Origin of the sequence: Roseibium porphyridii, assembly GCF_026191725.2 — a bacterium.
Classification (GTDB): domain Bacteria; phylum Pseudomonadota; class Alphaproteobacteria; order Rhizobiales; family Stappiaceae; genus Roseibium; species Roseibium porphyridii.
On sequence record NZ_CP120863.1, the window covers coordinates 5,043,470 to 5,069,181 of the forward strand.

At 56.0% G+C, this 25,712-nt stretch carries 21 protein-coding genes; 9 read left to right on the plus strand and 12 right to left on the minus strand.

The window, feature by feature from the left end; translation table 11 throughout:
- Positions 1–16 precede the first annotated feature (16 nt).
- Together K1718_RS23200 and K1718_RS23205 are read left to right on the plus strand one after the other, a co-directional pair.
- Positions 17–793 carry a FadR/GntR family transcriptional regulator gene (locus tag K1718_RS23200; protein ID WP_265680685.1) on the plus strand — a complete coding sequence of 259 codons (777 nt, stop codon included), beginning with the start codon at positions 17–19 and terminating at the stop codon, positions 791–793.
- Between the two features lie 19 nt (positions 794–812).
- Entirely contained in the window at positions 813–1,949 is a 1,137-nt protein-coding gene (locus K1718_RS23205; RefSeq protein WP_265680684.1) for an alpha-hydroxy acid oxidase, read from the plus strand.
- Between the two features lie 30 nt (positions 1,950–1,979).
- On the opposite strand, the gene K1718_RS23210 is transcribed toward K1718_RS23205, so the two are convergent.
- Positions 1,980–2,750: a helix-turn-helix domain-containing protein gene (locus K1718_RS23210; protein ID WP_265680683.1), complete on the minus strand. Its 771-nt coding sequence runs from the start codon at positions 2,748–2,750 to the stop codon at positions 1,980–1,982.
- 163 nt (positions 2,751–2,913) lie between these two features.
- Here K1718_RS23210 and K1718_RS23215 point away from each other — a divergent pair, with 163 nt between their 5' ends.
- Both K1718_RS23215 and K1718_RS23220 read left to right on the plus strand, forming a co-directional pair.
- Positions 2,914–3,891 carry a threonine dehydratase gene (locus tag K1718_RS23215; protein ID WP_265680682.1) on the plus strand — a complete coding sequence of 326 codons (978 nt, stop codon included), beginning with the start codon at positions 2,914–2,916 and terminating at the stop codon, positions 3,889–3,891.
- 155 nt (positions 3,892–4,046) lie between these two features.
- Positions 4,047–4,964 (plus strand): DMT family transporter, encoded by a 918-nt coding sequence (locus tag K1718_RS23220; protein ID WP_265680681.1) that lies wholly within the window; start codon positions 4,047–4,049, stop codon positions 4,962–4,964.
- A 39-nt stretch (positions 4,965–5,003) separates the two neighbouring features.
- Here K1718_RS23220 and K1718_RS23225 read toward each other — a convergent pair whose 3' ends face one another.
- Positions 5,004–5,894 carry a LysR substrate-binding domain-containing protein gene (locus K1718_RS23225; protein WP_152503195.1) on the minus strand — a complete coding sequence of 297 codons (891 nt, stop codon included), beginning with the start codon at positions 5,892–5,894 and terminating at the stop codon, positions 5,004–5,006.
- 158 nt (positions 5,895–6,052) lie between these two features.
- Positions 6,053–6,928, minus strand: a complete 876-nt coding sequence (locus tag K1718_RS23230; protein WP_265680680.1) for a LysR substrate-binding domain-containing protein — start codon at positions 6,926–6,928, stop codon at positions 6,053–6,055.
- Between the two features lie 264 nt (positions 6,929–7,192).
- On the opposite strand from K1718_RS23230, the gene K1718_RS23235 reads away from it, so the two are divergent.
- Positions 7,193–7,513 (plus strand): DUF1127 domain-containing protein, encoded by a 321-nt coding sequence (locus K1718_RS23235; RefSeq protein ID WP_152503197.1) that lies wholly within the window; start codon positions 7,193–7,195, stop codon positions 7,511–7,513.
- A gap of 141 nt (positions 7,514–7,654) precedes the next feature.
- On the opposite strand, the gene K1718_RS23240 is transcribed toward K1718_RS23235, so the two are convergent.
- The 4 genes from K1718_RS23240 to K1718_RS23255 form a co-directional block, all read right to left on the minus strand.
- Positions 7,655–8,419 carry a DUF937 domain-containing protein gene (locus K1718_RS23240; protein WP_265680679.1) on the minus strand — a complete coding sequence of 255 codons (765 nt, stop codon included), beginning with the start codon at positions 8,417–8,419 and terminating at the stop codon, positions 7,655–7,657.
- Between the two features lie 147 nt (positions 8,420–8,566).
- Positions 8,567–9,940: a glutamate--cysteine ligase gene (locus K1718_RS23245; protein WP_152503199.1), complete on the minus strand. Its 1,374-nt coding sequence runs from the start codon at positions 9,938–9,940 to the stop codon at positions 8,567–8,569.
- Positions 9,941–10,086: 146 nt separating this feature from the next.
- Positions 10,087–11,850: an adenylate/guanylate cyclase domain-containing protein gene (locus tag K1718_RS23250; protein ID WP_265680678.1), complete on the minus strand. Its 1,764-nt coding sequence runs from the start codon at positions 11,848–11,850 to the stop codon at positions 10,087–10,089.
- 4 nt (positions 11,851–11,854) lie between these two features.
- Positions 11,855–12,613: a 16S rRNA (uracil(1498)-N(3))-methyltransferase gene (locus K1718_RS23255; protein ID WP_152504436.1), complete on the minus strand. Its 759-nt coding sequence runs from the start codon at positions 12,611–12,613 to the stop codon at positions 11,855–11,857.
- Between the two features lie 255 nt (positions 12,614–12,868).
- Between K1718_RS23255 and xseA the strand changes: the two genes are divergently transcribed.
- Together xseA and K1718_RS23265 are read left to right on the plus strand one after the other, a co-directional pair.
- Positions 12,869–14,434: an exodeoxyribonuclease VII large subunit gene (gene xseA / locus K1718_RS23260; RefSeq protein WP_265680676.1), complete on the plus strand. Its 1,566-nt coding sequence runs from the start codon at positions 12,869–12,871 to the stop codon at positions 14,432–14,434.
- 167 nt (positions 14,435–14,601) lie between these two features.
- Positions 14,602–15,213 carry a DUF805 domain-containing protein gene (locus K1718_RS23265; RefSeq protein WP_265680675.1) on the plus strand — a complete coding sequence of 204 codons (612 nt, stop codon included), beginning with the start codon at positions 14,602–14,604 and terminating at the stop codon, positions 15,211–15,213.
- An 89-nt stretch (positions 15,214–15,302) separates the two neighbouring features.
- Here K1718_RS23265 and K1718_RS23270 read toward each other — a convergent pair whose 3' ends face one another.
- The 5 genes from K1718_RS23270 to K1718_RS23290 form a co-directional block, all read right to left on the minus strand.
- Positions 15,303–16,673 (minus strand): TRAP transporter large permease, encoded by a 1,371-nt coding sequence (locus K1718_RS23270; RefSeq protein WP_152503203.1) that lies wholly within the window; start codon positions 16,671–16,673, stop codon positions 15,303–15,305.
- Positions 16,670–17,311 carry a TRAP transporter small permease subunit gene (locus tag K1718_RS23275; RefSeq protein ID WP_152503204.1) on the minus strand — a complete coding sequence of 214 codons (642 nt, stop codon included), beginning with the start codon at positions 17,309–17,311 and terminating at the stop codon, positions 16,670–16,672. Before K1718_RS23275 ends, K1718_RS23270 begins: the two co-directional genes overlap by 4 nt.
- A gap of 85 nt (positions 17,312–17,396) precedes the next feature.
- Positions 17,397–18,413 (minus strand): C4-dicarboxylate TRAP transporter substrate-binding protein, encoded by a 1,017-nt coding sequence (locus tag K1718_RS23280; RefSeq protein ID WP_152503205.1) that lies wholly within the window; start codon positions 18,411–18,413, stop codon positions 17,397–17,399.
- 256 nt (positions 18,414–18,669) lie between these two features.
- Positions 18,670–20,067 (minus strand): sigma-54-dependent transcriptional regulator, encoded by a 1,398-nt coding sequence (locus K1718_RS23285; RefSeq protein WP_265680674.1) that lies wholly within the window; start codon positions 20,065–20,067, stop codon positions 18,670–18,672.
- A complete protein-coding gene (locus K1718_RS23290) occupies positions 20,064–21,851 on the minus strand; it encodes a sensor histidine kinase (protein WP_265680673.1) in 1,788 nt (595 codons plus the stop codon). Before K1718_RS23290 ends, K1718_RS23285 begins: the two co-directional genes overlap by 4 nt.
- A 155-nt stretch (positions 21,852–22,006) precedes the next feature.
- On the opposite strand from K1718_RS23290, the gene K1718_RS23295 reads away from it, so the two are divergent.
- Positions 22,007–22,840: a universal stress protein gene (locus tag K1718_RS23295; protein ID WP_265680672.1), complete on the plus strand. Its 834-nt coding sequence runs from the start codon at positions 22,007–22,009 to the stop codon at positions 22,838–22,840.
- 135 nt (positions 22,841–22,975) lie between these two features.
- Complete coding sequence (locus K1718_RS23300; RefSeq protein ID WP_265680671.1) at positions 22,976–25,699, plus strand: bifunctional acetate--CoA ligase family protein/GNAT family N-acetyltransferase; 2,724 nt, start codon at positions 22,976–22,978, stop codon at positions 25,697–25,699.
- The last annotated feature ends 13 nt before the right edge of the window (positions 25,700–25,712 follow it).

The following is a 25,712-nucleotide window of genomic DNA, read 5'->3' on the forward strand; positions in this document are numbered from 1 at the left end:
AAAGGATAAAACCTGAATGTTTCAGCCTGTCGACCATCAGAAAACAGCCGATGCTGTCGTTGCCCAAATTGAGGACCTGATCCTCAAAGGCGTGCTGTCCTCCGGTGATCGCTTACCAGCGGAACGCGACCTTGCGGAACAGCTTGGCGTCTCGCGGCCAATTCTTCGCGACGCCCTCAAGAAGCTGGAGGAACGGCAGCTGATCGAAGCCCGACGCGGGGGCGGAACCTTCGTCTGTGATCTCATCGGACCTATCTTTTCCGACGCCATCGTTCAGCTGATCGCCCGTCACCCTTCAGCAATCAGCGATTATTTTGAGTTCCGCAGAAGCATCGAAGGTCAGGCGTCCGCTCAGGCCGCAATGCGTGCAGCGCCTTCGGACATTGCACGTCTGGACGACATTGTCGCAAAGATGGAGACCGCGCATGAGGCGGAGGATCTGAAATCTGAAGCCCTGCTGGACGTGGCTTTTCATCACGCGGTTGGAGAAGCAGCCCATAACGTGGTGATGCTGCACACCTTGCGATCTTGCTACCGGTTGCTTGAAAACGGTGTCTTTTACAATCGTGGCCGCCTTTACCATTTACCGAATGCCCGTGTTGAATTGCTCAACCAGCATTGTGCAATCGCAAAGGCCATTCGCGAAAACGACCCAACCGGCGCTCGTCGCGCTGCCGAAGAACACATCGACTATGTACGCGGAACGCTGGCTGACGCGCAGGGGCTCGACGAACGGGAACTCCTGGCCGGCCTCCGACGAACCGCCCCCCTTAAGCGCCCCGCGCGCGCGTGACTTTCCCGGAGGATTTTCTATGACCGTTGTGACCGATGTTGCAGACATGCAGGCTCTGGCAAGACGCCGGGTTCCGAAGATGTTTTACGACTATGCCGACACCGGCTCGTGGACACAAAGCACCTACCGGCAAAACGAAACGGCTTTGCAAAAACAGAAGCTGCGTCAGCGTGTTGCCCGCAATATCGACAATCGCTCGGTCAAGACGACGATGATCGGTCAGGATGTGACCATGCCTGTGGCACTGGCGCCCGTGGGCATCACCGGAATGCAACATGCTGACGGCGAAATCCTGGCAGCACAGGCTGCCGAAGAATTTGGTGTGCCCTTCACCCTATCGACCATGAGCGTCTGCTCGATCGAAGATGTTGCCGAAAATACGAAAAATCCATTCTGGTTTCAGCTCTATGTGATGCGGGACCGGGGCTTTTCGGAAAGTCTGATGCAAAGGGCACTCGCTGCCGACTGCTCCGCTCTTGTTCTGACACTCGACCTGCAGGTTCTCGGTCAACGCCATCAGGACATCAAGAATGGTCTCAGTACGCCACCGAAACCGAAACCGCATGTGCTTCTGGACCTTTGCCTGAAACCACGTTGGTGCTGGAACATGCTGCAGACCAAGCGACATGGCTTCGGCAATATTCATGGTCACGTCACGGGCGTGAAGGACATGTCATCACTTTCGGAATGGACCGCAAGCCAGTTCGATCCGACACTCGACTGGTCTTCGGTCGAATGGGTCAAGAAGCACTGGGACCGCAAATTGATCCTGAAAGGCATCAACGACGTCGATGATGCCAAAATCGCAGCTGAACTCGGTGCCGATGCAATCGTCGTCTCCAACCATGGCGGCCGTCAACTCGACGGAGCGCTGGCGTCTTATGAAGTGCTCGGCGACATTGTTGATGCAGTTGGAGACAAAATCGAAGTTCATTTCGACAGCGGCATCCGGTCCGGGCAGGACATCTTCAAGGCAATAGCGATGGGCGCTCACAGCACGTACATCGGCAGGGCATTCATTTACGGCCTTGGAGCGATGGGCAAGCAGGGTGTGACCCGGGTTCTTGAAATCATGCACAAGGAATTGGACGTCACCATGGGACTATGTGGCGAAACAGACATCAGCAAAGTGGGACGCCACAACCTCGTCATGTAGCCTTGAATCGGCGTCCTTGCGACACCCGTCTCAGGGTCGCCGGATCATCGTAGGGTTCACTCCCAGTCTTGCTCTCATGACCGATGTCATGTGGCTCTGGGAGGAGAACCCTGACGCCAGCGCAATTGTCGCAATCGAATGCTGCGTTGCCTCAAGAAGTTGACGCGCGCGCTGCAGGCGCCGGCTCAAAATGAAATCATAGGGCGACTGACCGCAATAGGCTTTGAAGGCACGACTCAAAAAACTTGCCGAAACGCCGATCTCCTCTGCCAACGCTGCCACCGTAAGCGGTCCCTCCAGCTTGGCTTCAACTGTCTCGGTCAGTTGCCGGAAGCGTCTCGGTGTCATCCATCTTGCGGCTTTCGGATCCCGTTTGGGTTTTGCGACTACGGCACTTATCTGCCGAAATGTGTTTTCAGCCGCCAACACGTCCGGCATCTGACCGGAAATCACCCAGTACCTGAGTTGATCCGCCAGTGCACGTGTTCGATCAGCGCGGATATTGGACCGATATTTTTTTGCGCTGACCGCAATCTGAGGGCCGCTCACCAGAAGATACTCACCTCCAGAGCGCGAACTCGACCGGACATCACAGCCATTTGGCACTCCGGCAAAAGTGTTCGGATCCCTGTAAAACGCCGCGGACCTGTCTGTTCCGATTGCGTGACTGCCCGACTGTGCATCAAATGCAAAACCGATGCTGTCGCCGGCAGCGACATAGCTTGTGTCATAAGCCCCCGGTGCAAGCAATTTAACCTGGTGACCGGCTGCAAATATCGATCTTGGTTCACGGACAATCATCAGAGGCAATCTGATCCAACTGCGACGGCAGCTCAAGCACGTTGTGGTTCAGGATCCTGAAAGACTTCGACAATCACATCTGCATTCTCGTGAACCTGTCGCTTGGCAGAACCAGTTGCGCTGCCAAGCCGGATCCCAACTGCGCCTCATAGAAAGACAAAATATGACAAGGCTCTTTAAACTTGAAGATCTGCAGGCGGTCTTGCCTCTCGTTCGCCAGATCGTGCCTGAGACACCCGCCTATTCCTGGCCATTGCTCAGGAAGCGTTTCGGGTTCGAAGTCGTCGTCAAACATGAGAACCACACAGCGATAGGTGCATTTAAGGCGCGCAGTTCGATCGTCTATATTCAAAAGCACATTGTGACCCATGGTCGTCCCAAAGGCATCATTTCGGCAACCCGCGGCAATCATGGCCAGTCAATGGCGCTGGCTGCACGATTACTCGACCTGCCCGCGACGCTTGTCGTTCCCGAGGGCAACGCTGAGGGAAAAAACAAGGCCATGCGAGCTCTCGGCGCAGAGCTTCTGATCGAAGGTCGCGATTTCGATATCAGCCGGCAAGTCGCCGAAACAACAGCCCAGGAGCGAAACTATCTGATGGTTCCCTCCTTCCATCGGAACATTGTGCTGGGCGTTGCGACATATGCACTTGAGCTTTTTCACAGCTGTGCGGATTTGGATGTCGTTTACGTACCAGTCGGCATGGGGTCAGGTGCCTGCGGACTGATCACCGTCCGGGATCTGCTCAACTTGAAAACTGAAATCGTTCCGGTGGTGAGTGAGCGCGCACCGGCCTACAAGCTTTCGCATGACGCAGGAAAAATCGTCACGACCCAAACCGCGCAGACTTTTGCCGACGGCATGGCCTGCCGCAAACCGCTGCAGGCAGCGCTCGATATTCTGAGGAAAGGAGCTGATCGCATCGTCTCGGTTTCAGAAGATGAAATTGCGGATGCGGTGAGACTACTCTTTGCCGACACGCATAATCTTGCTGAAGGCGCAGGTGCTGCGGCACTTGCGGCATTGAAAAAGGATGCTGTGCATCTGAAGGGCAAGAAGGCGGGCATCATTCTGTCAGGCGGCAATATCGACGAAAAAGTCTTGCGCACGATCTTGGACGGAAAAACACCCATGGCTTGATTTCAGAGCCATACATTCAACATCTGGTCTCAGGTCAAGAAAGCAAAACGAGAAGTCATCGGATCTCGTGATGGATAGATCAAAAACAATCATTTGTGCTGATCCAGCCCTGCACTCACATTGGATTCACATTCTTCTTTCGATTGGCAAATCATATGAGCGTCGCATCCCCTGCTGCCGGTTCCAAGTCACATGGCTTCAACGCAACCGACTATGGTCTTTATGCAACGACCGTGCTTGCGTGGGGCTTCAGCTGGATTGCAATGAAAGGCCAGGTCGCAACGGTAGCGCCAGAAGTGTCGGTTTTCTGGCGGTTCGTGCTGGCCGCAACGATCATGATGGCTTGGGCGAAATACAGAGGACATGATCTGTCCTTTCCGCTCAAAGACCACCTTCGGTTCGCTGGACTCGGTGCCTTTCTGTTTTCGACGAATTTCACGCTCTTCTACTATGGGGCTTCGCATCTGCCCTCCGGCCTGCTCGCGGTGATCTTCTCCACCGCGTCGATCTTTAACCTGTTTCTGGGGCTTTTGCTGTTCGGTCAGCGGCCAAACCTGCTGGCGCTCGCTGCAGGTATCCTCGGATTTGCAGGGATCGGACTGATGTTCTGGCCAACGCTTGCCAGCGCGCAATACAGCTCCGCAACGCTATTCGGACTGTCCATGTGTATTGGAGGCACGCTCAGTTTTTGTTTTGGCAACATGCTTTCCGCAGACACACAGCGCCAAGGGATCGGCGTAACACCTGCAACTGCCTGGGGCATGGTCTACGGTATGATATTCCTTGGCATCGCATCTTTTCTGCGCGGCCAAAGCTTTGCCATTGAATGGTCTTTCACCTATCTCGGCACACTTGTTTATCTTGCCCTTGTCGCCTCGGTGATAGCGTTTGCGTCCTATCTGACATTGCTTGGACGCATCGGTTCGGCACGCGCTGGCTATGCCACCGTCATGTTCCCGGTGGTGGCGCTGACGCTCTCGACGATCTTTGAGGACTATCAGTGGACCGTTCTTGCCGCGACGGGCCTGATCTTTGTGCTCGCGGGAAATCTCATGATGCTGCGCGCACGGTAAAGATCACCGCGCACCCACCGAAAGTGTATATTTTCAGGCTTATTCCGCAGCCACCTGGCTGGTTCCATTCCCGACATTGCCGATTGCTGCGATCAAATGATTGCAAAGCGTGTCGTGCATGGCTTCGCGCGCGCTGTCAGAGCGCAACAGGGCAATGTCGCAATATGGCAGGGATGGAAACCCGTCCCTTTCCTCCAGGATGCGCATACCGTCCCGAATTGCACTTTCAGGAAACACTGTTACCGCCAGGCCGGCCTGAACCGCACCGACCAGGGCTGCGGCGCTTGAGCTTGTGTAAGAGACGCGGTAACTGCGTCCGGCACGGTCGAGCGCATCCATGGATAGGCGCCGCCATCCACAGGTTGCCGGGCCGAGCGCGAGACGGATTACTTCCTGGGTGTGCGCCGAATGCTGTGTGGACGTTACCCAATAAAGCGGTTCGCGCCGAATGATTTCGCCGCGCAGATCCATCGTGTCACTTGATGTGGTAATGGCAACGTCGAGCGCGCCTTCCCGGATCGCTTCGGTCAATTTCGAGCTGCCGGAACACTCAACCTGCACCTCGATTGACGGGTTAAGCCGATTGAAGGCCGCCAGCACTTGGGGCAGCAACCTGTCGGCATAGTCGTCCGGAACGCCCAACTTCACATGACCGACTTCCTTATGGCCATTGAACGCGGACAGTGTTTCATCGTTGAGAAGGATCATGCGACGGGCAAATTCCACCAGGCGCTGGCCATCCTCGGTCAAGCGCGATTGGCGGCCGTCCTTGATGAAGATCGGTTGTCCGACACGCTCTTCCAGACGGCGCATTTGCATGGAGACAGCTGATTGGGTCTTGTGAACAGCTTCCCCGGCCTTGGTGAAACTTCCCAGCTCAGCAATAGCCAGAAAAGTTCGCAGCTGATCGATATCTAGCGCGTGATTCATGCGAAATCCTGCGAATGTGCCGAACGATATGAGTTACGAATTGATTAGCCGAAGTTACATCACACATTCTTTCGTTTCAATCGGAAACTTGAATGCAAAAATCCAGAAATTTTATGGTAAACGCTTGAAACTTTAGAATTAATCTAATTCGCCCGCTGTTACTCGGCGGCCTGCGGCACAGACAGATTGTCCAGCGACGAAACGATGTGCTCAACCAGGGCATCTGTCACCCGGGAACTGTTGTGCCAGGACCGCATGATCCCGATCTCGCAATCCGGAAGACGCGGAAACCCGTCAGCTTCAGTGAGGACCCGCATCCCGGATCTCAGCGCGGATTCCGGCAGGACGGAAATCGCCAGACCGGCCAGGACTGCAGCGCCAACTGCAGTAGAGTTCCAGCTTGAATAGAGCAGCCGGTGCTCGCGCATCTGATCGCCGAGCGCATTGATCGCCGCCTTACGCCAGTCGCAGGTCGCGCGCCCCAGGGCAAGCGGCAGTGGAGATTCATTTTCGACGGCATGGCGCGCTGAAGCCACCCAGAGAAGCGGCTCCCGCCGCACCAGTTCGACGTGTTTGCGCCCCTTCTTCTGAACGTGCGTGATAATGGCCACGTCCAGTTCGCCTTCCGCAATCATGTCGGCAAGATTAGGCGTCGGCGCACACACGACGCTGACTTCTGCCTTTGGGTTGGATCTTGAAAATCGCGCCAGAATTTCAGGCAGAAAGCGATCGGCATAATCGTCGGGTGTCCCAAGCCTTACCAGTCCGGCAAGCTCAGTATCGTCAAAGGCAGCAAGGGTCTCGTCGTTCAGCTGCACCAGGCGGCGCGCATAGTGAAGCAGACGTTCTCCATGCTCAGTCAGGCGGGACTGCCGGCCAACCCGGACAAAGAGTGGCTTGCCAATACGTTCCTCAAGCCGGCGCATCTGCATCGAGACAGCGGACTGGGTCTTGTGCACGTTCTCCGCGGCCCGTGTGAAGCTTCCGCTTTCGGCAATGGCCACAAAAGTTCGAAGCTGATCCAGGTCGAGCATAAGCGCCTCATTTATAAACAACGCTCATGTTTTACATGACATTCATTCAAATGAAAAATGCTTTTGGGACGCTTCAAATTTGCACGTGGAATTCCAAGGCATTTTTCTATCATCACAACAAATGATGATTTTGATCACAAACATTCGTTGGATTAATGCCAGCAAATCACCCATCTTCGAATTGTTCCTAACACACGGACAGCCAACGACGGCGCGGAACAAGCTGCTGGAAATTCCTCCGGCCGCTCACAGGAGAATTTTGCCATGACTCACACAGCTAACCACCCGCTTTTCGCTCTCTTCGGGCAGATGGTTGCCCGTGCATGGCGTGTATCCAAGCACAGGCGCCAGTTTGCGGAACTGAAAGACTGGTCCGACGAACAACTGAAGGACATCGGCTTGACCCGGAGCGATGTTCGACGGGGTTTGGCCCGACCGTTCTATTCTGACCCGACATCTCTATTGAACGGCTCCGCCGAACTCGACCGGACCCTGACCATGAAGGCGGCGAACGCGCAGCACACAGTGCCCAGCCTCAAGGTCGTGGATGGATCGGCAGCAGCACGCGACCCGCTGGCCGCATAGCTTCGGCCTTATGAACTTGATTTAGCAGCCCCTGTCGGCAAGCCTTGCTGACGCAACTGGCCCGCCTTCCCATGGCGGGCCTTTTTTCGCTTTCAGGCGGTCATGGCCGGAACGATAAGCATACCGGATGTTCCGATACGGCTAACGGTCGCCGAAATCCTTGGATGCCTTTTCAAAAAAACTGTCAAACGCCTTGAACTGATTGGATTGAAAATCCCGACCTGCGGACATCCAGTCAGATACCATTTCGTCGAATTCAGACGTGTCCTTTTCCACGTCGTCATCTTCCGGCGGCAGTTCCTCTTCCTGAGTGTCTTCAGGCTGTTCCACTTCGCTGTCCTGAACAATGTGTGCCGGCTGCAAAAAAGCTCCCCAGAAGGACTGCATGGCGTCTGCGTAGCCCTGGAGGTAGTCAACGGGAGACGGAGCAGGCTTCGGCCGGCCACGAGCAAAGCCACGCAAGTACGCATCAAGAAGGTTTCGCGCTTCGCCGTGAACAAATGGACGGGCGATCTGGCCCATGGCCAGCGTGGCTGCCACCGGCATCATTTCCTTGATGGCATCCTGCTGCAAACCCGTGATTGAGGATACTTGAGCGGCCAGAGCCTTTTGTACGGTCTCAGGACCAAAAAAAGGCGTCAGGGCCGCATCGGAGGGTGCCTGAAACAGGCTGGCGTAGTTTGAAAACGGATTCTCAAATCCCGTGGCACCGGGCGCGGTCTGACTTAGAAAATCGGAGAAGCCTGGAACAGCACTGCCAAAGTACCGAAATCCATTCAGCGCGGCGGGCATCAGTTGTTCCATGACGCTGCTCAGGTCGTCATTGGACCAGCCGAAGCGGTTTCTCACGTCCTCACTCAAGGAAAAAACGTCGAACGGTGGGGCTGCCCTGTCGCTACCAGTCATCGCTTTGCTCCGGTCATCGCGCCTCAAGGCCTTGAGAAACAAGACCTACCGGAAACAGAGTGACCTTTTGCGGGCACAAGGTCAATCAGAGGGCATCGCGGGCCCGTTCTATCCCCACGTGTTCAAAATCAAGTTCAGATCCGGAGCCTAGTAGGCGTAGTCCCGGAAAACCTGCGTAACGTCACCACCCCAGGACCCGTTATAGCGTTGAAGCAGCACATCGGCGGGGCACATGCCAGACGCCAATCCCTCTTCGATCGGAGCAAGGTGTACACGCTCGTCAAGATCACCGTCGCTCAACCTGTTCCGACGTTTCAGGCCCTCCTGAGACAACGCCAGAACATCGCGTGCAACGTCCAATATCGTTCCGTTCCGGAACGGGGTCTGCAGAGCTGTTTTGGGAACGGAACTGCGCAGGTTTGCACGCTCTTCCGCCGTCCAGTCCTTTATCAGTTCATACGCCTGATCGAGTACACCGTCGTCGTAGAGAAGACCGACCCACAGGGCAGGAAGCGCACAGATACGCCGCCAAGGACCGCCGTCAGCGCCCCGCATTTCAATGTATTTCTTCAACCGCACATCTGGGAACAGTGTCGAAAGATGGTTGTTCCAGTCTCCGAGGCTCGGTGTAGCATCCGGCACCTTGCCTTCCAGCGCACCGTTCATGAACTGGCGGAAAGTCGTGCCGGTTACGTCATAATAGGTTGCACCTCTTTTGACGAAGTACATCGGCACGTCGATCGCCCATTCGACGTAGCGCTCAAACCCGAAGCCATCTTCGAAAGCAAACGGCATATCTCCGGTGCGATCACCGTCCGTATCGGTCCAGATCTGGGCCCTGAACGATTTGAAGCCGTTCGGCTTGCCTTCGGTGAAGGGAGAGTTGGCAAAAATCGATGTTGCAATTGGCTGCAGAGCCAGACCGACCCGCATTTTCTTGACCATGTCGGCTTCGGACGCAAAATCCAGATTCACCTGAATGGTTGCCGTACGGTACATCATGTCGAGACCAAGAGAGCCGACCTTCGGCATGTAGTTGGTCATGATGTCGTAACGGGACTTGGGCATGCGCGGGACATCGGCGCGAGCCCATGTCGGCGTCATGCCAATGCCGAGGAACCCGACCCCCAAAGGCTCAGCCACCTTGCGGACATTGGCAAGATGCTGATTGGCTTCGCGACAGGTCTGGTGCAGGCTGTCCAGCGGAGCGCCTGACAATTCGAACTGGCCACCGGGTTCAATCGAAATAGCGCCGCCACCGCGGTCATCCGCCAGACCGATGATTTTGCCATCATCCTCAATCCGGTCCCAGCCCAACAGTTTTTCCATGCCGGTCAGAACTGCCTCGATGCCGTTGTCACCCTCATACGGGATCGGTGACAGTTGCTTTTCGCAGAAAAGGAACTTTTCGTGCTCGGTACCGATGCGGAACTGGTCTTCAGGCTTACAGCCCTCTTCCAGGGTTGCGGCCAGCTCAGCCACAGATTCAATTGGAGTGGAGTCGACCGTGTCGCGGGCCATGAACTTGTCCTAATTTCCTGTGCGGCCCGTGTGTTTGCCCCCAAACCGCAATGATCCGCTGTGCCCTGAACCGGGCGCAATTGAGCTTCGGTGATTTAGGAGTCCTGAAAGAAGAATGCAAGCAGGGAAACGACACCGCGTAGATCTCACGCGATCCTGAAGACCGATAAAGGTGCTGTGCGGCCTCTCAATTGAACAGTTCCAAGGCTGGTCGCGGTTGTTCCTTCAGGAAGGTTGACCATCGTGTCACCGCTTGCGAGCGCTATCACCTTTGCGTCCGGATCAACTTCCTTGCCGTACTCCTGGAGCCGAGCAGCAACATTCACTGCATCACCGATCACTGTGTAGTTCATCCGGGCGGAAGAGCCGATATCACCGACGACGACTTTGCCGGTGTGAACGCCGATCCGCACCCGCATTGTGCGCCCCGTGGCCTGCTCAATTCTGTCGGCGAGCGTTTTGACCGCCGCAATTGCCATGGCTGCGTGATCCGGCTGTTCGGAAGGTGCACCCCAGAAGGCCATCACGCCGTCACCCAGAAACTTGTCGATCGTACCCTGCCTTTCGGCAATCGCCTGAGACACGGTTTCAAAGTAGCCGTTCAGATACCCCGCCGTTTCTTCGGCGCTCATGTGAGACGCCAAGTCGGTGAAGCCTGCGAGATCGGTAAAGACAATGGTCATCTCCTTGATCTCGATGTTGCGGGTGCTGGTCATTCCTTCTTCAATCAACCGGGAAACAAGCTGCTTGGGCACATATTTGGCGAAAGCGTTCAAGGCTCCGATCGAGCCGTTAAAGGCCTGATTCACGTCATCCAACTCGGCCAGCCGAGAACGTGGCAACCTGTCTGCTGCGTCGAATTTGAGTTGCCGCAACTCGGCGGCGGACAGGGCAAGCCTGCTAAGCGGCCTGCCGAGCATTCTCCCGACAATGAAGGACAGGATTGCGCCAACAACCAGAGCCACCAGTGCCGCATATAGGACGATCTGAGTTTGATCGAGTGCAGCTCCAAATTCATCGGCCTGGTAGAGCGTTCCAAGGATCCAGCCTTTCGCAGGCCCGTTTGCGATGTCGACATAGATGGCCGTGAACATACGATGGTCACCCGGGAAGACCCTGCCCTCAATGGACCCGCCCATGTCATGGGCTCTTTCATTGTCCTCCCAGACACGGTGCAAGGGCGAACTCTTCAGATCCACAAGCCTTGGCAGCGGCTGTTCGGCACTTGCCTCAAATTCGCTTTCCGGAACGCCGTCAACAACGATCGCCCTGTCCTTGCCGGACAGGACAAAGACCTGTTGCCGGCCCTCCCATTCCATGGTGTCGGCGACATCGGCGAAAACGGGCTGCGGGTAAAGGCCGATCAATGTCTGACCATTGCCAAGATCGAGCTCTGCCAGCTTGACCGCGGTGGCAAAACCATTCCGGTAGCGAAAATCCGACCAACTGACTTGCGGCAATTGATCGGAAGGTTCTTCCGTCATGACCGCGCGGCCGAGCTCAAGCGCAGCCCCCTTGGGCAGCAGCTTGTAATAGGCAAGCAGATCTGCTTGTCGAAGCTGTTTCCCAGTGTCTTCGGCCTGAACCGCAATGGAATGGAACAGAAGCTCCTGTTCCTTGAAGAACTTGCTGAGGACCGCTTCGTTGCCTCTGAGGACAGCCTGTCCCTGCTCGTCAAGCAAGCGCCCGGCGATCCGGCGATCAGCCGAAGACATATAAGCAATGATAATTCCGCAGATCAGAACCAGCAGCAGGGAAAACACAAGCCCGAGCGCAATCCCGACCGGCAAGCGAAAGCGGGTCCTCTCAGCACCAGCACCTGTCGCCGTGCCAAAATCCTCCGTATCCGCAATCTCCTGAATTGGGGTATCCGTCGAAGATTGCTTGTTCGGGAGGATTTCTTGGGACATCAGGTTATCTCCAATCTCCCAATGTTGCCTGAATTACCGTCAATGCGGCGACAGCCGCAGTGTCTGCCCGCAGAATACGCGGTCCGAGAGGAATTGGAACGACAAATTCCATGGCGCGCAATTCCTGTCTTTCTTCATCAGAAAAACCGCCTTCGGGACCAACCAGCACCGCAAGCGGATTGGGGCCTGCTTCCTTGAGCTGTGCAAGGGTCATCAGAGGATTGTCCGTGCCCTCACCTTCATCGCAAAATAGGAGCTTGCGCCCCGGCTGTGCCTGGCTCCAGACGTCAAGCACGTCCTTGAGAGGTTGCGGTGCCAACACCTCCGGGATGGAAAGCACACCACATTGCTCGGCGGCCTCAATGACGTTTGCTTCCATGCGTTCCAGGTTAACGCGGCTCGCCTGCGTGTGCTGGGTCATGACCGGTTTCAGACTGCCTGCCCCCATTTCCACGGCCTTTTGCACCATATAGTCCAACCGGGCATGCTTGAGCGGCGCAAACATGTACATCAGATCGTTGCGCTCGGTCTGGTCCCGGGTCCGCTCCATCAACTGCAGCGCACAGTCCCGTCTGCTGTTGCTTGAGATCTTGGCCAGCCACTCACCATCGCTGCCGTTGAACACAAGAACATAGTCGCCGTCTTTCAGACGCAACACATTCATCAGGTAGTTTGCCTGGCCTCGATCAGCTTCGATCCGCGCGCCATCTGCAAGAATATGCCGCAAAAAAAGCCGCTGCATTTTGAAATCATATTTTCCCATGGTTCTTACGTAGGCGTTCGATTGTGAGGGTTTCAAGGCGCGGTCAAATGCAGATTTCACTCTATTTGATTCGTCACCAGATAAGTGCGGCAAGTGCCTTTTCGCTTCGCCCATCGGAAAAACGCATCTGGCGAAAATTCCGTTTTCGGTTTCGATGACAAAATGATCGCCTCATTCCGGGAGTGTCCGAATGTGCTTCCCCTTGACCCCCTGCCTGCAAGCAGACAATTTCCTTTTATCAAGAGGGAATCAATCGTGAGCGAACAGTCCTCCAACGTTGCCGAATTTTCGGTTTCCGAAATCTCGTTCTCCATCAAACGGACAATGGAAGATGCGTTCGGTTATGTGCGCGTACGGGGAGAGCTCGGACGTATCTCGCGGCCAGGGTCTGGGCATATTTACCTTGACCTCAAGGACGACCGGGCCGTTTTGTCCGGCGTGATTTGGCGCGGCGTTGCCTCCAAACTGAAGATCCAGCCCGAACAAGGTCTGGAAGTCATCGCGACAGGCAAGATCACGACCTTCCCCGGTCAGTCCAAGTACCAGATGGTCATCGATGCGCTCGAGCCTGCTGGCGCTGGTGCTTTGATGGCACTGCTTGAAGAGCGGAAAAAGAAACTTGCCGCTGAAGGGCTCTTTGCTGAAGAACGAAAAAAAGCGCTGCCTCCGCTGCCAAAGGTCATTGGCGTGGTCACGTCACCGACTGGCGCCGTCATTCGGGATATTCTGCATCGCATCAGCGACAGGTTTCCGCTGCATGTTGTCGTTTGGCCTGTTCGCGTTCAGGGTGAAACGTCTGGCGCGGAGGTCGCCAATGGCATTCGCGGTTTCAACGCTTTATCAGCGGACGGCCCGATCCCCAGACCGGATCTTCTGATCGTCGCCCGCGGTGGCGGCAGTATTGAAGATCTTTGGGGCTTCAATGAAGAAGCAGTGGTGCGCGCAGCTGCGGACAGTCAGATACCCCTGATATCTGCTGTCGGCCATGAAACCGACTGGACCCTGATCGACCTGGCCGCAGACCTACGAGCACCCACGCCAACCGGTGCTGCGGAGATCGCTGTTCCGGTGAAGGCCGAGCTCATGGCGATGGTGGATGACAGGGCGCGTCGACTGAATTCTGGGCTTGTCCGCTTTGTCACGTCGCGCCGGACGGAACTTCGGGCCGCGAGCGCTGCTTTGCCGGCGCCTCAAGACCTGCTGGCCTTGCCGCGCCAGAAATTCGACACGCTGGCGAACAGCCTGGAGCGGGCGTTGATCGTCAGCACCAAAAGCCATCGCACACATCTTGAAAATCTGTCGGGCCGTTTGTCGCCCTTCCTTTTGTCCCGGCAGACTTCAAAGGCAAGACAGGATCTTACCCAGATCAGCGGTCGGCAGCAGCGTGCGCTTCAGGTTGCCGTCAGTCAGAAACGGCAGGCCTATTCCGGCGCCTCGGGACGATTGTCGCCTGCCCGGCTCGCTCAACAGATCACGCTCGGCAACGAACGGCTGAACGGCTTTTCAGAACGGCTTGACCGGGCTTATCTTGCACGGGTTCGAGAAGAAAAAACGCGTCTCGACGGTTTGCAGAAGCTGCTGAAATCGCTCTCTTACAAAGATGTTCTGGCGCGAGGATATGCAGTCGTGCGTGATGAAAGCGGGCAACCAGTCCGGTCTGCGGCCGAGCTTGCTCAAGGAGCAGCACTCTCAATCGAACTGGCTGATGGTGCGGTCGAAGCAATGGTCATGAGTGACAGTGGAACGAGCAAACCCAAGGCCAAAACGAAAAAACCGGCAACATCCAAAAGCAAGCCTGCTGACCAAGGAAGCTTATTTTAGAATTCAGATCACAATTCTTGCCGGGAAACCTGATATCGATCAGACGAAATTGAACTAGTATTAGATACATAAAAACTTAACTACATCTTTTACGTCAAAATTAAACTGACTGTCGTAACGTAGCCCCTGTTCAATTTGAAAGAGTGACAACAGGGGCTGCCTTTTCAATGCAACGCAAGCAATTCGGAAGACGAGGCCTTGTGCCGAATACCGGGCAATCGTGGGCATCTCCGCAGCCTGCTGCCGTGACAGCGAATGCTTACCAGAGCGCACCTGAAGGTCCCGCAGCCTTTGAAGACAACGACAGTTTCTCTGTTGGCAAGGCGTTGACACATGGCCTTTCCATCTTCTTCAGCTTCAAGGGCCGTCTTGGTCGCATGGAATACTGGACCATAGGCTTCATTCGTTTCTTCATCGACATGGTGCTGATTTCAACGCTGGTCTGGAGCGCCTATCCTGCATTCATGGATCTGATGTCGCGCGCCGATCAAATGAGCGAAAGCGCACGCGATTGGAGCGTCATCGTTGCGCTCTACGGTTCCAATACCGGCATGATCTGTGGCTCGCTACTCCTGGTGACGGCGGTGAGTTACTGGTCAATACTGGTCAGACGAAATCATGACAGAGACGTATCCGGTTTCTGGTTGCTGCTCCTGCTCGTACCCGTCGTAAACATCTTCTATGGGCTCTATATTTTTGTGGTGAATGGGTTCATTCCAGGCACGCCTGGCAACAACCGCTTCGACACTCACAATTCGCAGCCGCGCGTTTTTGACTAGGAGCAATTGTCGTCTGTGCGCACTTCGCACTGTCACAAAAACGCCGCCGGATTTTCCGGCGGCGTCTTTCTTTTTCTGTCCAGTTGCCGCTAACCCATCAGCGTGGGCAGGATCGTGATGATCGACGGGAATGCGAGAAGACCTGCGATGGTCAGAACGTCAGCAACGAAGAACGGAATGCAGCCGCGGAAGACTTCCTGAACCGGAATGTCCGGCCGGACGCCTGAGACGACAAAGCAGTTCAATCCAATTGGCGGTGTGATCAAACAGAGCTCCGCCATCTTCACCACCAGAATTCCGAACCAGATCGCACAAGCTTCACCCGACATGCCAAAGGCGCTGTCAGCTGCGGAGACACTCTCGCCGCCGTTCAAAGCCATGACGGCCGGGTAGACGACTGGAAGTGTGAGGATCAGCATGCCGATTGCATCCATGAACATGCCGAGCACGGCATAGGCAAGCAGTATGCAGATCATCACGATCCAGGGCGAAAACTCCAACGCCACAATGAAGTCTTTGAAAGCTTCCGGCAGACCGGCAAAGCCGAGAAAACGCACATAGACCAGCACACCCCAGATCAGCGTGAAGATCATGACCGTGAGTTTTGCCGTTTCGTGGAGGGCTTGCCCAAGCTGTTTGGTCTTCATGCCCTTGGCAAATGCAACCATCAACACGACAAATGCACCGAGAGCACCTGCTTCCGTCGGCGTTGCCCAACCGAAGAAGAAGGAGCAGAAGATGATTGCCACAACGGCGATGATCGGAAGCGTGCCGGGAACGCTCTCAATACGCTCCATCCAGGTATAGCCCTTAACCGGAGGCGCATCGCCGCGCCAAGCGGATACCGCCACAATAATGCCGACATAGATCAGCGCGGAAAAGACGCCAGGCAGGAAGCCCGCGATCAGCAATTTGCCGACGGACTGTTCCACCAGAATCGCGTAAATCACCAGGATCGCTGATGGCGGGATCAGGGATGCAAGCGTACCACCGGCGGCCACCACTGCAGCCGAAAGGCGTTTGGAGTAACCCGCATTGAGCATCTCAGGAATGGCAACGCGTGCAAAGACGGCAGCTGTTGCAACAGAAGCCCCCGAGACGGCTGCAAATCCCGCAGTTGAAAACACGGTACCAACTGCCATGCCCCCTGGCAGCCATCCGAGCCAGCGTTTGGCCGCCTCAAAGAGCTGTTTGGTGAAACCTGCGTAAAAGGCCAGAAACCCGATGAGAATGAAGGTCGGCAAAACAGACAGCGCGTAAGTTACCGACTTGGAATGCGGAATGGTCCCGGCCATTTGCAGAGCGACAAAAAACCCGCGTTCAAAACCCATCTTCATGGAAAAGTGGATGATCAAACCGACCAGCCCGGTAAAGGCTGCCGCGAATGCGACCCGCACCCCGAGGATGACGAGAACCAGAAGCACTCCGGTCATAAGGAGGCCAACGTCAAACGGCGTCATTTGGAGCCTCCCTCTTTTGTGTCTTCACCAAAAGCTTCTTCAATTTCGTGTTTGGCGTGCTCTTCAACTCCTTCGATGACCGGAACGGCAATTGGCGTCCGGCGTGGATCGGCGATCAGACGGGCATAACCGTAAATCTGCATCAAAAGGCGCAGGAACAGCAAGCTGAGAGCGACCGGTATCACCAGTTTGGAGGGCCAGGTCGGCAGACGGATATCCATCGTACTGTCGCCGATGTTCCAGGCACGTTCGAAGTGATACCAGCTCCCCCAGATGAGGAGTGCAACGGTGAATGCGATCAGAATGACACCGATCAATTCACAGATGTAAAGCGTGCGGCCACTCAGATTGCCAAGCACGATTTCCATTCGGATATGACCGCCAACGCGCTGACAGTAGGCAACACCGGCAAATGCGAAAATGGCCATCGCCTGTTCTGTGATGTCGATAAAGCCGGGCACCGGTGTGTTGAACACTCTCCCGACGACTTGAGCGACAGCCAACAGCATCAAGGCCAGGATCGAAAAGGCGGCAAACATGTTGAAGGCGTTTTCCACGCGAGCAAGCCAGCCATCGAAACGGATATAGGTAACCGGCCGTTCCTGGTCGGAACGTCCACCGGGATCAATTGTCATCATGAGTTTCAGCCCCGAGCAGGGCTTTCTGGCGCCAGGACAAGTGCCCGGCGCCAGAAAGCAGAAGGGTCAAACCGAACGTGCCGGCTTATTCAGCAATGGTCTTCTTGACCATGTCGAGCAGTTCCTGCGCCGGAAGACCGTTCGCAGATTGCTCTGCAACCCATGCTTCATGGATCGGGCCGGCCTTTGAAGAAAAGGCTGCCAGTTCTTCGTCGGTGAACTCAACCTGAGTGACACCGCGGTTTTCCAGTTCGGGCCACCACTTGTCGTAAACCTTGGCATAGGTATCGAGGTAGTGGGCAAGCGCCGGGTCGACTGAAGCATCGAGCGCTGCCTTGAAGTCATCGGGAAGCGCGTTGTAAGCGTCCACGTTGACAACGATCGGGCAATGAACAGTGCCGGGGTTGAGGTTCTTGGTCCACCAGTCGGCAACTTCAACCACCTTGAAGGACAGGTGCGCATGCGGAGCAAAGCCGGCTGCCTGCACTGTGCCTGAATCGATCGCCTGATAGGTTTCAGAGGCTGTGACAGATGTCGGGACTGCGCCAACAGCTTCCATCAGCTTTCCAAGGCCACCGAGTGCACGAACACGCATGCCGTCAAAGTCAGAAATCGAGCCCGGGACGTCGCCCTTGCCGGCAAAGTTATATTGCGGCATCGGGGAAGGCATCAGCAGTTTGGCGTTCCAGCGGCCGAGGTCTTTTTGGACGGCCGGATGATCATAGAGCGCCTTGGACACCTTCACTTCCGTTTCCAGATCGGAAACACCCAGGAAAGGCAGCTCAAGAACCGTCAGGGTCGGGTTTTTGTCGGCATGATAGGACGCACAGAACTGCGCCATCTCGAATGCACCGAATGAGATACCGTCAAGATTTTCACGAGACTTGGAAAGCGCGCCACCATAGTGCAGAACGATTTCAAACTTGCCGTCGGTCTTGGCAGCAACTTCCTGCGCCAGCTTCTCAACGTGCTCGGTAAACGCGCGGCGCTTGCCCCACAGCGAGACATTCCAGGTGACGTCGGCGGCGAAAGTTTCTGTCGCGAACATTACAGAGAGCGCAACTGCGGACACAGCAGTTGCGGACTTGAGTGAAAAGAGCATGCAATCCTCCCAGATCAATGAGCCGCGTGTTCGTTTGCGGCCCTGCTCACTCCTTGGCTGCTCAGCCTGAACCCAATTCGCGGTACAGACCCGTGCCAAGTCGCTTGTCGTAAAGCATGACCCGTGCCAGCTTGGATTGACAACAGCTCATTCAAGGTTTTTTGCTATTTTAGTGGCACGCTGTGCGGCTTGCTGCAACGCACCTAGGCAAGATCTTGCCGAGAGCGCTCGTGCATCGGCGGATTTCCGCCGATCATCAATTGACGACAGGTTCGACAGGTCCCGCCTGATCCCTTGTGAGCCCGTGACGCGTCATCTTTTCGTTCAATGTTCGACGCGGCAGGTTGAGTTCCTGCATGACATCGGCAATCCGACCGCCGTGGCGTCGCAGGGCACTTTCAATCAGGCTGCGCTCATAGGTGTCCATCAGTTCCTTCAGACCACCTTCCTCTGAAGGAACGGTTCCCTCGCGGTGGCCTGTTACCAGCGCTTCCAGGGGCTGCGGACCAACCCCGGCATTTAGAACGAAGCGTTCTGCGGCATTGCGCAACTCACGCACGTTGCCGGGCCAGGAATAAGTCTGCAAAAAAGCTTCGTCACGGGCAGAGGTGAGCGGAACATCAAGGCCGTATTGAAGGGCGAAACGGTTCAGGAAGGTGTCAAAAAGCAGCAGGCTGTCGCGTCCACGTTCACGCAGTGGCGGCACTTTCAGTTCAATGGTGTTCAGACGAAACAGAAGATCCTCGCGGAGACGGCCTTCGGCGACGGCCTCCTTCGGGTCCAGATTTGCGGCACTGATCAGTCGTATATCAACCTCCACCGGACGCGTACCGCCGATCCGGTCCACCTGTTTTTCCTGCAAAACGCGAAGCAGCTTGGGCTGCAATGCAAGCGGCATGGAAACAATCTCGTCGAGAAACAGAACTCCACCACCTGCGGATTCTATTCGGCCAATCCGTCGCTTGTCGGCCCCGGTGAAGGCGCCGGCCTCGTGGCCGAAAAGCTCAGCCTCAACCATGGCCTCCGGCAGCGCCGCGGCATTGATTGCCATAAAAGGCCCGTCCTTGCGCGGACTGAAATCATGCAGCGCCTGGGCAATGACTTCTTTGCCCGTTCCTGTCTCTCCCGTGATCAAGACAGCCGCATCCGTGCGCGCGAAATGAAGGATCTGCTGACGCAGTGTCTGTATCGCGGGGCTGTTGCCGATCAGGCGACTTTCCAAGCCGACACTTTCGGCGAGTTGCGCTTTCAGCTGCCGGTTTTCCAATACCAGAGATCGTTTATCACAGGCCCTGCGGACAACTTCGGCGATATGATCGGGATCGAAGGGTTTTTCGACGAAGTCATACGCACCCGCACGCATCGCCTCCACGGCCATGGGAACGTCGCCATGTCCGGTGATCAGCACCACAGGCAGTTCTGCGTCCTGCTCGCCAATGCGCCTGAGAAGAGAAACACCGTCTTCGCCTTCCAGCATGACATCGGAAACAACACAGCCCCCGAACTCTGGCGACAGTTTCGCCATAGCCTGGTCTGCTGTTGCCACTTCCGTGGTGTCAAATCCTGCGAGGCAGATCCATTGACGAAGGGCTGCGCGCATTGACGGATCGTCATCAACCACCAGGACGGGCGTATTGTCGGTTTTGTCTGTCATTCAGCGGCTTCAGATTCCGGCTCGGCTTTTGCTCTGCTGCTATCTGAGACTGCCGAGAACGCCGGCAGCTCAAGTTCGAAGACAGCCCCTTTAGGGGTGTTCGCCCGGACTGACAAGCTGCCGCCAAGATCCTCAGCCAACCGCATGGAGATCGCAAGTCCCAGCCCCATGCCACCGGAACTCGTTTTGGTGGAGAAGAACGGATCGAATATGCGCTCTCTCAGATCTTCCGGAACGCCCGGTCCATTGTCGGCGATCTGAAGCCGAACATCTCCGTCGGCGAGTGCGGCTTTCAGCTCAACCCGGCCGGCCTGTTCGGACGCTGTTGCATCGGCTCCGTTCCGCAGAAGATTGACAAGGATCTGTTCTATACGCAGCGGCGCTGTTTCCACTTCCAGCGGTGTTTCGGGAAGATCCAAAACAAGCGATACCCCAGTCTCCTCAAAACGCGGGCGCGCGATTTTTTCCGCAGTTCTTATGCTTTCTCTCAGATCGATCCGCTCGATCCGGCTTTCTCCGGGACGCGAAAACCGCTTCAGCTCCTGTGTCAGATTGGCCATTCGCAGTTGCAGAGAATCGATCTCCACCAGGTTCTCGGCAGCTGTCTGCGTGTCGCCCTTTTCCAGAAACTTTCGCGTTCCGGCGACGAACATGCGCAGCGCTGCAAGCGGCTGGCTCAGTTCGTGCACAACGGCTGCCGACATTTCGCCGACAGCAGCAAGCCTGTTTGAACGGGCAAGCCCTCTTTGTGCCTCAAGCAGCTCTCGCTCAATGCGTCCTCGTTCCTGTATTTCGCCGACAAGCCGTGTGTTGAGTTCTTTCAGGTCCGCGGATTCCTGACGCAACAAGACAGACGTCTTGCGCAACCTTCGCCCTCTGAGCACAAGGACAATGACCGCGTAGACCAGGCATAGGGTGATGGCCGATGCCCAGATCGGAAGGATGCTTTTGCGGGTTTCTTCAACAGGCACCAGAAAATGAAGTGTCCAGCCAAGTAGACCCACATCGGCTGCATTGTGCCGGAAGGCCTTGCCGTCTATCGTGACAAGCTCACGTGCCCTCACAGCCTGATCACTGACAGGTTCCAGGCTTCTGCTTGCATATTGACGTGTCAGGTCAATTGTTTCGCGCACGTCCTTGGTCAGCGGTTCGATCGTGCGGTAACGCCAATCCGCGTGACTGGACAGGAAAATCACACCATTGGCGTCTGACGCGAAAACCGTTTCACCACCTTCCGCCCACGCATCTTCCAGCGGCCCCATGTCCACCTTGACCACAGCCACTCCAATTGGAGAGCCGGCCACCGGTGTTGGTCGTGCCAGAAAGAGACCTGGCTCGTCCGATGTTGCTCCGATCGCGAAAAACCGTCCCTCTTCACCCTGGATCGCCGATTTGAAATATGGCCGGAACCCATAGTTCCGACCTACAAGGGACAAGGGCTCTTGCCAGTTGCTGGCTGCAAGGGTGGTTCCGTCGCCATTCATCACGTAGAGAAGTTCCGCGCCGGAATTTTCAGCCATCTCCTGAAGAAAGCGGTTGGCACTGTCCACGGGCTGACCGAGACCAAGTGCCGATGTCGCCCGCGGGTCGCGCGCAATCATATAGGGAAGATACCGGTATTTCTGGTACTCACCCAAGATTGTCTGTCGATAGAGCGTCAAACGCTCGGCGGCCTTACGGTCCACACTCGCTTCATCCAGTTCCTGAACCAGTTGAACCAGAACGAATGCGATCGCAACGAGCAGAAGTGGCGGCAGGGCCAGATAGAACAAGCGTTTTGACATGCTCCTATTTTTACGGATTTTTTCGGTCTGCGCCAACAGGGCGTTTCAGCTGACGTAAAAGTTTGATACGCGTCAAGGACGCACGTTCAGGCTGTCCTTTACAACATCAGTCAGACAGGTTCGACCAGCGGAACCGTGCCCTTAGGAGGGATAAGATGCCTATCAAAGACATATTGACGATACTGGATCTGGCAGGTGATCAGCCTGCTGCCAAATACGCCCTCGAATTTGGCCGAAATCACGATGCCCATGTCACCGGACTTGCGGTTTCCTTCGAGCCGGTTGTACCGGCCTTCGCTGCAGCCCCAATGCCGGTCGACTATCTTCAGGCCGCGCACGATCAAGCCATTGCCGCGGCCAACGAGGCCAAGAAAGAATTTGACGAGCTGGCCCGTCTTGCCGGCGTCAACAACGAAAGCCGGGTTTCGGAAATTCTGACCGGCGGACCTCTGGAAAATGTCCTTGTGCATTGCCGACCAACCGACATGGTGGTGATCGGACAGGCCAATCCAGACAAACCTGAACCGATGCGCGAGCTCCTTATCGAAACCGTGCTTTTTGAGAGCGGCGTGCCGGTTCTGCTCGTGCCCTATATCGGCAGCACCAGCTTTCAGCCGAAAAACGTGCTTGTCGGGTGGGACGGCAGTTCCACTGCAACCAGAGCCATCCATTCAGCCCTTCCTGTCCTGGAAAAAGCCGATGAAATCACGCTCCTGGTCATCGAGAAATCATCTACCGCGGCGAACGGACAGCCGGGTGCTGATGTTGCCAATTATCTGGCGCGCCATAACATGAAGGTCACCATCAAGGTGATTACAAATCCTCAAACCGGCATTGCGGACACGGTGCTCAATCATGTCTCGGAAAGCGGCAACGACCTTGTCGTCATGGGCGGGTATGGACACAGCCGGATGCGCGAATTCCTGTTTGGCGGCGCCACCAGGGAAATTCTGGAATCCATGACGGTACCGGTCCTGATGGCACACTAGGAGCCACAAATGATGCAAGATACCCGCGGAGCCTATCAAAACTGGCCCGCGGGTATTTTTGTCTTAAGTGTTTAATCGAAGTCTGTTGATTGTTGCGCATTGCATCGTCTTACGGTCGATGAAGGGACCGCGCAGGTGACCATTCGAAATCTTGAAGGCTTTTTCGCTCCGACATCAATCGCCGTTCTCGGGCCTTGTCGGCATCCAGGCGTGCTTACCGAAAAGCTGATCGCATGTCTGCATGATATCGAGGCCGCTCACAGGGTCACGCTGGTCGGTATCGAGCAAGACGTTGCCTTCGGAGGCCAGCGCGTTGCACTGCTTGACGACCTGGAGCGCATGCCGGATCTGGTGATCTATCTCGCAAAGGCCGAGTCTTTGCCCGCGACGATTGCGAAGCTCGCCGACGGCGGCACTCGAGCGGTCCTAATACCTTCTCCAGGCTATGAAAGCTGGCCCGAAGCGCTCATTCAGGAATGCAGGGAAGCCGCCAGAAAAACCAATTTGCGCATTATCGGCCCCGGAAGCCTGGGCATTGCCGTTCCGGCGAGCAAACTGAATGCGCTTTTGAGCGCTGAAACGCCCAACAAGGGTGATGTCGCATTTTTCTCCCGCTCCGGGGCTGTGCTGAATGCAACGCTTTCCTGGGCCAAAAATCACAACACCGGCTTTTCATCCATTGTCTCGCTTGGCCAGCGTGTCGACGTCGATGTCGGCGACCTGATCGACTATTTTGCACAGGACTATCGAACGCGGTCGATCGTGTTGCACCTGGAAGGCATAGCGGTTCCACGGAAATTCATATCTGCCGCACGGGCGGCTGCCCGCAGCAAACCGGTGATCGTGCTCAGATCGGGCAAGAGCCATGACACCGGCGGAACCGGTCGCACCCATGCCGGACGTCTTGCCCGAACAGACCTTGTCTATGAGACGGCGTTTCGCAGAACCGGCCTGCTGCGCGTGCATGATCTCGATGAAATGTTCGAGGCCCTGGAGACACTTTCACAAATTCGGGTGCCGCGCTGTGACCGACTGGCTGTTCTTGCAAATGGCCGCAGCCTCGCCAGTCTGGCCGTCGACAGGTTGATGGATCTTGGCGCTAGATTTGCTGAGCTTGGAACGGAGACCCGGGAAAGTCTCGAAGGCTTAAGCCGCACGTATGACGACCTTGAGAAAACCCCGGCGGCGAATGGAACTCTGGTGCTGCGCGAGAACATGACGCCAGACGACATCACGCGCGCGATTGCCACCGTGCTGAAAGACACCCAGGTCGACGGTGCGCTTGTGCTGCAATCCGCAAGTGCATTCCAGTCGCTGCCGGAAATTGCCAAGGCCATAACCGATGCCGCAACCCTGGACCGAAAACGAACCGGTCGACGCAAGGCTTTGGTGGCAGGTCTGATCGGCGGTGACGGTGCACTGCGAGCGCATCTTTCCGATGCAAAAATCCCGAATTATGCCAGCCCGGCCGAAGCCGCCCGCAGTCTGATGCATCTGGCACATGACGCACAGGCCCGGGAATTTCTGATGGCAGCTCCCCCAAGCCTGCCCAGTAGCTTCACCCCGGATACCAGCAAAGCCCGTGGTATTGTTGAAGCTGCCCTGAAAACAGATCGCACCTGGCTTACACCAAAAGAAGTCTGTCAGGTGCTCGAGTGCTATGACCTTCCAATCATGGCCACGGAAATGGCGGCTACCGCGGACGAAGCCGGGGAACTCTCCAGGTCATTTTTCGAAACAGCAAAACACTGCGTGGCCAAACTGATTTCGCCTGATCTGCCGTTCAAATCCAACATTGATGGTGTCAGGCTCGGACTGGAAAGCCCGAAAGCGGTAAGACAAGCGGCTGAAGAACTGATCAACAACACGCGGAACGCTTTCCCGGACGCGAGAATTGCAGGTGTTTCCGTTCATCCGATGCTGGAAGACAGGCACGGGCTCGAACTTTATATGGGGCTTGCCGAAACACATGAATTCGGCCCTGTCCTGGTGTTCGGGCATGGGGGAACCTCGATAGAGGAAAGCGTCGACATTGCGCTGGAGTTGCCACCGCTCGATCTTCACCTTGCTCAGGCTCAAATCAAACGCACACGGATTGCAAGATTGCTCGAAGGCGGCCCTGCCCGTCCTCCTCTCGACACCCCCGCTCTGGCCGAAGCACTAGTAAAACTCTCGCAAATTACAATCGACATTCCGGAAATTCAGGAACTGGATATCAATCCGATTGTCGCATTGCCGTCCGGCCTCATCGCCCTGGACGCGCGCATGACCCTTTGTCACCCCGAAAATCGCCCTGGCCGGACCGGTAAATCTCGTCTGGCGATCACCCCTTATCCAAAGGAATGGGAACAGACGATCTCCTTGAAGGACGGTCAGGACGTCTTCATACGACCTGTCAGGCCAGAAGATGAAGACTTGTTCAAGTCGTTTTTCCAGGCCATTACCCCTGAGGATCTGAGGCTGCGGTTCTTTGCACCGGTGCGCGATTTCTCTCACAGGTTTCTGGCAAGACTGACACAGCTTGACTATGCCCGCGCGATCGCTTTTGCCGCGATAGACCCGGAAGATGGCCGTTTGCTCGGCGTCGTGCGCCTTCATGCCGACCCGGACCATCAAACCGGAGAATACGCCGTCATGGTGCGATCCGACCTTAAGGGTGTCGGTCTTGGATGGGCCCTGATGCAGCTGATCATCCGCTATGCCAAGGTCGACGGTATCACCACTATCAAGGGTGAGGTTCTGAAGGAAAACACCTCGATGATCTCCATGTGCCATGCCCTCGGCTTCACCGTTGGAACGTCACCGGACGATCCAGGCATAGCCCTGGTGACGCTGCCGGTGGCCGACGTTCCAGACTAGATCCATCTTTCAG